We start from the raw sequence: 9,453 nt of genomic DNA, 5'->3' as shown, positions 1-9,453 counted from the left end.
AATGACTTAGTCAGACCCTCGACCGCGACCTCGACTCCCACGGAACCTCCCAGCTAGGCCACAACACCGAACAGTGTGGGTGGCGTCACTCTAACTCACAACATGCGATGCACGTGACTCCGCACGTTACTTGATAGTGATGAAGCACATCGCAACAACCCCCAAAATTGGGGACAAAATTCTCGACCCACTTGGTTGACGAACAGCAGGTGAACGACTATCTACGCGTACGCTGTGCTAGCGGCGGTCGGCAGCACGCCGAATGCCTGGCTGCAGCATCGGCAACCAGGCATTCGGCAGTCCCCTAGAGCGGCGCGTCCCGCTATGCGGGCTCCGCACCGTCGAGCAGCCAGCGATCGCCCTCGCGGGCCAGCGTCATCACGAGACGGCTCACGGTGATGCCCTGCTCCTCGAGCTGATTGGTGTTCACATCCTGGTCAAGGAATACCAGCACGGTCGCGGAATCCTCGCTGATGGACTCGACCGCGGCATGGGTGACCGTACCGACGGACGTCGCCTCGAACGCCGCGACAGCAGCCTCGAGCTCCGTGGAGATCGTCTCGTACTCCTCGGCATAGCTGTCGGTCGAGATCGCGCGCACCGACTCCACATTAGCCTTGAGATCAGAGTGATCGTAGGTGCCGATGAGTGTCCCATACTCGGTAGCGGCGACAACCGCTTCCTCGCGCAGCGCGGCCTCGCCGTTGCTAGTGGCGTCCCAGTAGAGGAAGCCCAGCACCGCGGCGATCACAGCGAAGAGCGCAGCGAGCACGTAGCCCGCTGCACCTCCCCGCCGCTGGCCCCTGCCGTCCTTGGTCGTTGACCGAGCGTCGTGGTCGAACTGATTAATTTCTGGAGCTCCTTAATCGGGGAGGCGCGCCAGCGCCCCCGTGGCATCTAGCTAGCGCGGCAGCACGCCAGCGTTGCGCATTCCGTCGAGCGCGGCACGGCTGGCCGGTCCGAGGATCAGCGGATCCGACACCATCACTGGGCCTGCCGCGAGGCCCGGCGAAGTGTAGCCCACGAGCCCGAGACCATTCGGCCGAGGCGCCGTAGCGGCACCACGCTGGGCAAGGTCCGGTCCTGGCGGGCAGAACACGGCCTTGTTCGACTCGCGATCGCTGGTGTCGGCAACGGCGCGCCGCGTGGTCTCGTAGTAGCACGCGGGCCCCTGGGTCACGACCAGGTCGAAGCGGGCCACTCCCCCGGGGGCGATGCCCGCGACTTCCCGGAGACCAGCGGGGAAGTCATTGACCAGCGCTTGCAGCGCGGGCTCCCGATCGCCAAGGACCGGCAACACATCGCCCCATCCGTCCATCATGCTGTCGAGGCCAGCCTCGTTGCTCGCGATGAGGTCGGCCACCCGGCGCATGGAGCCCGGGCCAGTATCGATGAGCGCCTCGAGATCGGGGCGCGCCTCGATGAGCTGGCGGGTCCAGGTGTTGAACGTGGCGAAGGACGACGGCATGGTGTCCGACGCGTCAGCGATCAGCGCCATCGTCGCGGGCCCTTCGGTCCCGAGCCAGTCGACGGTCTCGCCATGCTTGTCGAACACGTCGGCGAGCTCGCCCACGTTGTCAATGATGTCGCCGATGTCATCGCCACGCCCGGTGAAGGTGTCACCGAGCATGGTCAGCAGGGCGTTCAGCGACTCCACATCGAGAGTGTCGACGACCTCGTTCACCGAGACCAGGACTTCCCGGAAGCTCACGCGCTGCAGGGTCGGATCCACGATCAGCTCGTCACCGTCGGCGAGGGTGTCTCCCGCCACGCCGCCTTCCTGCGGCCGCAGTTCCAGGTTCACCAATCCCGCGACGTTGAGGATCGTGGAGGCGGGCGTGACGTTGCCCGGAACCTCGATGCCGGGATCCAGCTGGAAATCCACCTGCACGGGCAGGACGACCTCGCCATCATCGGTCTGGACCCGACGCACATCCTCGGGCGGCACGGGCTTGATCTCCTGGACCTTGCCGATCACCACGCCCTGATAGGTGACCACGGTTCCCGGACCGAGCCCTCGGCCATCGTCGAAGTAGGCCGTGGCCTTCGTGGGACGATCACCGAGGCCGATCGTGCCGAGGCTCAGGAACTGCGCGCCGAGCGCGTACCGGGTACCGAACGGGATGATGAACAGAGCCATCGCGATGAACAGCGCGAGCTGGATCTTGGTGCTGCGTCTCATCGTCCGCCTCCAGTCTGGATCGGCTGTCCACCGACTACGAGATTATTGAGCAGTTCCGGCACATCGGCGTCCGCATCGATGCGCAGGTAGTCGCCGGCCCGGGCGTCATCGAGCTGGTCGAGAAGAGCCGAGAGCGGCACGATCACCGAGCGGATATCGGTTCGCTCGAGGGCCTCGAGCAGCTCCGCGAGCTCCGCCGGCAACGCGAGGAGATCGGCCTCGGAGGCCGTCATGACCTGATCGAGCTCGCCGGACATCGAGGCCAGACGGGCCAGGAGATCAGCGATCTCGTCCCACTGGTCGATCAACTGGTCGAACACCGGCAGCGCGGCGTCGAGGCTGTTGTCGAACGTTTCCTGCTCCGCCGCGATCCGCGCGGAGGCGTTCGACGCTGCCACGAGGATCCGATCGATATCCTCCGAGCGGGATTCGAGGATCTGAGCGGTATCACGCAGCGCCGCGACCGTGCGACGGATATCGTCGCCGCGACCGCCGATGGCGAGCTCCATCTCGTTGGCGATGACCTCGAGGCTTCCCACTCCGCCTTCGCTGAGCACCATCGCGAGGCTGGCCAGCGCGTTCTCGAGGTCGGGCCCGCGGAAGGTCTGGCTCTCCGGGACACGCTCCTCGGGCTGGTACGGCGCCGCCGGTGCCTCATCCTCGGGCATGCGCACCCGAAGGTACGGATTGCCGAGGGTGTTGGGCAGCTCCACGGTGATGGTGGCGTTGCGTGGCAGCTCCACATCGGCGGGAAGGCTGATGCTGGCTACCGCGATCCGACGCCCATCGGAGGCCACGTCGGTGCTCAGGTCGGTCACCCGGCCAAGCATCTGCTGGCCGAGCCGGACCTCGCTGCCGACCATGAGCAGGTCCGCCGTCTCGAGCTCGACCTCGAGCGGATACACCTCCCTGCCCTGGATGGCATCGAAGTCGATGTTCTGCATGCCGACCGAGCAGCCTGCCACTGCCATGGTCGTGGGCATGATGAGCAATCCTGCTATCGCGAGCTTGCGGGCTGGCTTGATCATCGTCCTCCCCCTGCCGCGTTGTTCAAGAGCTGTCCTATGTTCAGCGGATCGGAGAAGCTGACCGGATAGGAGATCGGGTTGGTGAACCCGGCGCCAGTGCAGAACGACGCGGGCGCCTGGCCGCAGAGCCGGGCGAGGCCGGGCAACTGCCGCAGGTCCGATGAGATGTTCAGGCGAATGCGCGCCCGGCCGTCCGGCGTGATGACGTTCGACGCGTTCTGGCCCAGCATGGGTGCGATATCAACGAGCTCAGCGAGCTCGATCTGCCGGCTCGCGAGGACATTGGCGAGCACGTCCGTGGATTGCACCAACTGGGTGAAATCGCCACCGCGCTCGGTGACGAGCCTGTCTGCCTCATCGAACATGGTCCGGATCTGGGAGAGCATGTTCCCGAGATCAACGTCCTGGCGGCCTGCCTCGGCCGCGAGGACGGTGAGCGACGTGGTGAACTGCCGGATCTGGGCCTCGCGATCGGACAGCATCCTGGCGATGCGGCCGAAGACCTCGAGAAGCTCGTCGATCTCCTCGGAGCTGCCCGCGAGCGTGCGGGTGGCCCCGGCGAACTCGGCGATGGCCCGGTTCGCGTCCGGCCCGAGGCCCTCGAAGGCGGCCCCCATCTTCTCGACGGTCTCGCGGATGTTGCCGAGCTCTTCCTCGCCCGCGAGCGAGTCCGCGAGATCCTTGGCCGAGGTCAGCAGCATGTCGTAGTCGATGGGCACGTCGGTGTTCTCCATGGGGATCGTCGATCCGTCGGAGAGGTCCCCGTACCGCTCCTCCCTTGGCGGGAGGACTAGCTCGACGTAGCGATCCGCGACCAGTGTGCGGTTGGTGATGAGCCCGCTCACGTTCGCCGGGATAGCGACATCGTCCTCGACCTTCATCTCGACGAGCACGCCCTGCTCCGAGGGGGTGATCTCGGTGACCTTGCCGATTTCGACGCCGAGGAGACGGACCTCGTTGTCGATGTAGAGGCCGGTGGCGACCTCGAACTCCGCGAAGATCGTCTTGCGGTTGTCACGAACGAACATGAACCACACCAGAGCGATGACGAGTACCGCGACCAGCAGGAGCGCTAGCAGCTTGCCGGCCTTCCCGCCCTTGGTCTGCACGCTTGGATCTGCGCTCATTTATCGGCATCCTTCCATCGCGCCAATCAGGCAGAGCAAGTTGTCGGGGAGCGGGCCAGCCGGGAACGTCACGTCCAGCCAGGGGCCATTGCCGGTGGCATCGGTGAGCGTGCGGAACGCCGGAGCGAGCTCTTCCATGCTGCGGTCGAGAGCATCAGCCTCCGACGCCAGCATCGACGTGACCTGCCGGACGTTGATCAATAGGGTGTCGATCTCTCCCGGCTCGTCAGTGAGCAGCTCGCTGAACCGGTCCGCGACCGTCTCGAGGTCAGTGATGAGTCCGCTGAGGAGCTGGGCCCGCGAACCCAGGGTGCCGAAGATCACTGCGCCCTGGTCGAAGAGGACCTCGATCGATTCCTGCTGGCCATCGACGAGGACCGCCAGGTCGCGGCCCTGCTCGAGGATCTCCTCGACCTGATCGCCGTTGTTGTTGATGACCGCTGCGGCGTCCGCGAGCGCGTTGAGCGCCTCCTCGGCGAGCTGCCGGTCCGGGATGGACTCGTAGGCGAGATCGGCGAGATCGGACAATTGCTGGTAGTCGATGGTCTCCCGGTCGGGGTCATCGGTCCGGGTGGCGTTGTACGCGCTGCGGGCGATCTCGTCGAAGCTGAACGGCACGCCGGAGCGCTCCATCGGGATCCGCCCATCGGCGAGCTCGCCGTCACCGCTCGGCCGCACATCGAGGTAGTAGGCACCGAGGATGGTGCGCAGCTTGACCTCGCCCTCGGTGGCTGCCCCCAGGTCGATCGAGCGATCGACGCGGAACTCGGCAACCACCTCGTCGCCCTCGATCTCCACGGCCTCGACCCGGCCCGCGGGGTAACCCGCGACATAGACCGGATCGCCCGCCGAGATGCCGCCGGAGCTCTCCAGCGCGATCGAGTAGCCCTTGGTGCGCAGGTTGTACACCGCCGTGGGGAAGAACGCGGCGACCAGTAGCACCGTGATGAGGATGGCCAGCGCCACCACGCCGATCAACCCGGGCCGGGTCACGTAGATCTTCGAGATGCCCGAGCCGACGAGTTGCTGGTTGAGGTTCTTGATCCACCGGATCATCGGCACACCTCCGATTGGGTTCCGCCGACCAGCGAGAACGGATCGACGGCGGCGCTGCCAGCGCGAACTGTGAGGTTACACATGTAGATGTTGATCCAGGATCCGTATTCGCCGTAGTGGTTGACTGCCTTGGCCGCGCGTTGCAGGCTGGCGAGCAGCTGCGCGTACTCGGCGTTGTTCGCGCTCCACTCCTGGCTTACCGCAGTGCCTGCCGAGATGCTGCGCTGCAGGTCAGGCATGGTGGTGTCGAGGAGGGTGGCGAGCTTGTCCATGGTGGAGCCGCCCTGGTCGAGGACCGCGATGACGTCCTGGTTGCGGCTTGCCATCTTGTCAGTGAGGTTCGCGACGCCGTCGATCGCGGCCGCGACATCGTCGTTGCGGTCGTTGATCATCTTGAGGGCGTCGGGCAGCGTCTCGGCGAGCACCTCGATCTCCGCCTGGCGCGCGAGGGTCACGTTGGCCACATCGAGCATGCCGAGCAGCATGGCCTCGAAGACGTCGGTGTTGCCATCGAGGGCCTCGATGATCGATGCCGCGAGCTCGTTGAGCCGTGGCGGATCAATGATCCGGAACACCGGACGGAAGCCATTGAACAGCTCCGTCACGTCGGTGGGCGGCTCGCCCTCGGTGAGGAAGCGTCCCCCCGGCTCGAGGTCGGGCGCGCCACCGGGATCGACGATGCCCATGTAGCGCACACCGAGCATGTCGGCGAACTTGACCTGCGCGGTGGCGGCCTCGGTGAGCTCGATGTGGTCCTCGATGCCGAACTCCACGACCGCGTTGACGCGACCGTCGTCCTGCTGCTCCCAGCTAACTCCACGGACCTTGCCGACGCGCACGCCAGCGAGGGTCACGTCATCACCGGGCTTGAGGCTGGTGATGTCGGAGAACTCGGCCTCGTAGCGATCCTCGCTGCCATCGACCGGCGGGCTCAGGGTCTGCCACACGCTGAAGGTGGTGAACAGCACGAGCACCAGGAATACGACCAGCCCGATGAGGGCGCCTCTGCTCAGCTTCACTGGACCTCCACCACCGCTCCGCGGACGAGGGGGCCGAGCATCAGCGCGGTGGGGGCGCTAGGCGCGCCGGTCGCTGCGGATGCCGGGGTGAATCCCGGGATGGTGCGCGCCAGTTCCTGCTCGATCGCCGCGAGCGGATCGAGATCGGGAAGCTGCTGGACGTTGCCCGAGACAGGGAAGAACGGAACGAGATCCGACATCGCGGACTGGTTCGTGGTCCTCGGCGTCGCGGGGCCGCAGGTGGGCGATGACAACCCGGGGTACTGGGGACAATCCGCTGGGGTATAGGGCATGGGTTCCTCGAATGTTGCTACAAGGGTGATCGTGAGCTTTCCGGCCTGGAACGCAGGTCCGAGGCCGCCACCGAGCTCGCCGAGGCTGTTGAGCAAGCCATCGATGCCCACGCCCTGGTTCACGGCGCCGCCAGTCCTGACGAGGCCATCGATGACGACGATCGTGTCGTCCTTGATCACGGCCACCAGTGACTCGACATCGCCGGCGAACGCGGCACCGGAGACGAACACGTCGCGCAGGCCCGCTTCGCGGCTAGTGAGGACGTCGGCGAGCACTGCTGACTGATCAAGGGTGTCGACGATATCGGGCAGGGCCGAATCGACGTTCTCCGCGACCCGGCGCAGGTCCGGGATCACGTTCCCATCGATCATGGGCTGGAAGGACTCGAGCAGATCGCCACCCTGGACGATGAGGTTGCCGATGTCCTCGCCGCGGCCTTCCACGCCGTCGCGCAGCTCGCGCAAGCCCTGGATGGACTTGTCGATGTTGAGCTCATACACCGCGCGCATGACCTTCTCGTAGACGTTGTAGAGCTGCTGCGCCTCGTCGCCGGTGTCGAGAGCGATGGTCTCGCCAGGCTCGACGGTGGAGGCGGAGCGTCCGTTCCCGGCCTGCTCGTACGGCGCGACGAGGTGGAGCTCGTTGTCACCGAAGATGGTGCGCGGCACGACACGAACGAGAGTGTCATCGGGCATGTTGCGCAGGACATCCTCGTCGATCTGCATCTCCACGAGGGAGTAGGTCTCGCCCTCGTCGTTGGTGAGGCCAGTCTCGAGCTTGGACATGCGTCCCACGATGACGCCCTCGAAGCGCACCGCGTTGTTGGAGCCGAGCAGCAGGCCCGGCTCGTTGTTGGTTCCATCGGCGCCGACGACCACCGCCGGGACCTCGACGTAGATCTTGGGCGATCGGTCAAGCGCTCCAGCACCACGAGCGATCAGCAGCGCCGAGATTGCAAGAATGAGGACGCCCATGATCAATCCACGAATCGACTTCATTTATTCAAGCCCCATTCCTGGAATCGTTGGTGTCAGGCCGTAGAGGCCGAAGATCAGCACCATCGCGGCGAGCGCGATCGTCAGGATCGTGGTGCGGACCGCTGTTCCGGCCGCGCGCCCCACGCCTTCCGGTCCGCCACCGGCGTTGTATCCGTAGGAGCAGCAGATCACCGCGATCAGGATCGAGAAGATCACTGTCATCAGCACCGAGTACGCGAAGAACTCCGGGGTGATGGATTGCCGGAAGTAATAGTCATACGTTCCCGAGGACTCCCCGAGCATGTTGACGATGACAAGGCGTGATGCCAGGTAGGCACCCAGCAGGCCGACCATGTACACGGGCGCGATGATGACCAGCATCGCCACCATGCGCACCGAGGCGAGGAAGGGGATCGAGGGAACGCCGAGCACGTCGAGCGCATCGATCTCCTCGGAGACGCGCATCGAGCCAAGCTGGGCGGTGAAGCCCGTTCCGACCTTCGCCGCGATGGCAAGCGATGCGATCAGCGGCGCGAGGGCCTGGGTGTTGGCGATCGAGCCCGCGAGACCCGAGAGCGCGGTGAAGCCGAGCAGGCCGAGCGCGCGGTGGATCTCGATCGAGACCATCACGGCAGCAACGATGGCCATGCCCGCGACGACACCGATGGTGCCACCGCCCGACAGCAGCGATGCCTTGCCGAAGCTGATATTGCCGATCTCGGTGATGACGTGCTTGCGGTACCGGGTGAGCACCAGGGGAACGCCGGCGAACATCTTCACGCCGAACATCACGTGGCCGTCGAGAGCTTCGAAGCTGCCCTTCAACCTGCCAACGGTTCCCTTGGATAGCTGCTTCAGCCGTACTCCTGCGTCTGTCGTCGTCATATGTACTCTCCAACCGCTGGGACGACCACGATGTACATCTGGGTGAGGACCACGTTGATGACGAACACCGCGATGAACATCATCACGACGGACTCGTTCACCGAGTTGGCCACGCCCGAGGAGCCGCCACGGGTCTGCGTGCCCTTGTACGCGGCGATGATGGAGCAGGCCACGCCGAAGCAGAACGACTTGAACAACGCCATCACGAAGTCAGTGGTGCGGCCATAGGCCTGCAGCGTCAGCAGGAACCCGCCCTGGGATTCACCCACGCCGACCACTTGGTACGCATAGGTGAACAAGATCCCGGAGAAGGACACGATCGCGCACATCGACAGGGCGACGAACACGAGAGCGAAGACGCGCGGCACGACGACGCGCTCAACGACGTCCATGCTCATGACCTGCATCGCGTCGATCTCCTCGCGGATGGTGCGCGCTCCGAGGTCCGACACGATGGCAGCGCCACCGACGCCGGCCACGATGAGCGCGGTCACCAGCGCCGCGGCCTGCCCGATGATCACGAATGACACGACCGCGCCCGAGTACTGGGCGGCGCCGATTCGACCGGCGAGGCCACCCATCATCACGGCGATGACCACACCGATCGGCAGCATCAGCAACAGCGATGGCCAGAAGCAGACACGCACGAGAAACACGGTCTGCTCGACGAACTCGGCGAGCGGGAACCGGCCGCGGAGAATCGCGGCCAGTCCGGTAAGGAATGTTTGCGCGGCAAACGTCACGAGACCACCGATCTCGTTGACCGCGTCCGCGATCAGTCCCTTCTTGCTAGAGACAACTTGAACCGTCAAGGCTGATCCTCATTTCGACTTTCCTGGGCGCTGGTCGCGCTGGTCATTGGTTGCTCCCAGCCCGCTCCGCGGC

At 65.3% G+C, this 9,453-nt stretch carries 9 protein-coding genes; all 9 read right to left on the bottom strand.

What is annotated here, in order from left to right:
* Nucleotides 1–322 precede the first annotated feature (322 nt).
* The 9 genes from HT102_RS15640 to HT102_RS15600 all read right to left on the bottom strand — a co-directional run bounded on the left by HT102_RS15640 (nucleotide 323) and on the right by HT102_RS15600 (nucleotide 9,380).
* A complete protein-coding gene (locus HT102_RS15640; RefSeq protein WP_192040387.1) occupies nucleotides 323–772 on the bottom strand; it encodes a hypothetical protein in 450 nt (149 codons plus the stop codon).
* Nucleotides 773–901: 129 nt separating this feature from the next.
* A complete protein-coding gene (locus HT102_RS15635; RefSeq protein WP_192040386.1) occupies nucleotides 902–2,182 on the bottom strand; it encodes an MlaD family protein in 1,281 nt (426 codons plus the stop codon).
* Entirely contained in the window at nucleotides 2,179–3,210 is a 1,032-nt protein-coding gene (locus tag HT102_RS15630; protein WP_192040385.1) for an MCE family protein, read from the bottom strand. Before HT102_RS15630 ends, HT102_RS15635 begins: the two co-directional genes overlap by 4 nt.
* Nucleotides 3,207–4,337, bottom strand: coding sequence for an MCE family protein (locus tag HT102_RS15625; protein WP_192040384.1), 1,131 nt, complete (start codon nucleotides 4,335–4,337; stop codon nucleotides 3,207–3,209). The genes HT102_RS15630 and HT102_RS15625 overlap by 4 nt, the downstream gene beginning before the upstream one ends.
* Nucleotides 4,338–5,393, bottom strand: a complete 1,056-nt coding sequence (locus tag HT102_RS15620) for an MlaD family protein (RefSeq protein WP_192040383.1) — start codon at nucleotides 5,391–5,393, stop codon at nucleotides 4,338–4,340. It lies immediately after the preceding gene.
* On the bottom strand, nucleotides 5,390–6,412 hold the full coding sequence (locus tag HT102_RS15615) for an MlaD family protein (protein ID WP_192040382.1): 1,023 nt from the start codon (nucleotides 6,410–6,412) through the stop codon (nucleotides 5,390–5,392). The genes HT102_RS15620 and HT102_RS15615 overlap by 4 nt, the downstream gene beginning before the upstream one ends.
* A complete protein-coding gene (locus tag HT102_RS15610) occupies nucleotides 6,409–7,704 on the bottom strand; it encodes an MlaD family protein (protein WP_192040381.1) in 1,296 nt (431 codons plus the stop codon). The genes HT102_RS15615 and HT102_RS15610 overlap by 4 nt, the downstream gene beginning before the upstream one ends.
* Complete coding sequence (locus HT102_RS15605; RefSeq protein ID WP_192040380.1) at nucleotides 7,705–8,568, bottom strand: ABC transporter permease; 864 nt, start codon at nucleotides 8,566–8,568, stop codon at nucleotides 7,705–7,707.
* The gene (locus tag HT102_RS15600; RefSeq protein WP_192040379.1) at nucleotides 8,565–9,380 is read right to left on the bottom strand and encodes an MlaE family ABC transporter permease; all 816 of its coding nucleotides are present in this window, start codon (nucleotides 9,378–9,380) and stop codon (nucleotides 8,565–8,567) included. The genes HT102_RS15605 and HT102_RS15600 overlap by 4 nt, the downstream gene beginning before the upstream one ends.
* Between the last annotated feature and the right edge of the window lie 73 nt (nucleotides 9,381–9,453).

Origin of the sequence: Lolliginicoccus lacisalsi, from assembly GCF_014841105.1 — a bacterium.
GTDB classification, from domain to species: Bacteria; Actinomycetota; Actinomycetes; order Mycobacteriales; family Mycobacteriaceae; genus Lolliginicoccus; species Lolliginicoccus lacisalsi.
Note: the sequence above shows the minus strand (reverse complement) of the source record. Positions and strands in the feature narration are given on the sequence as shown.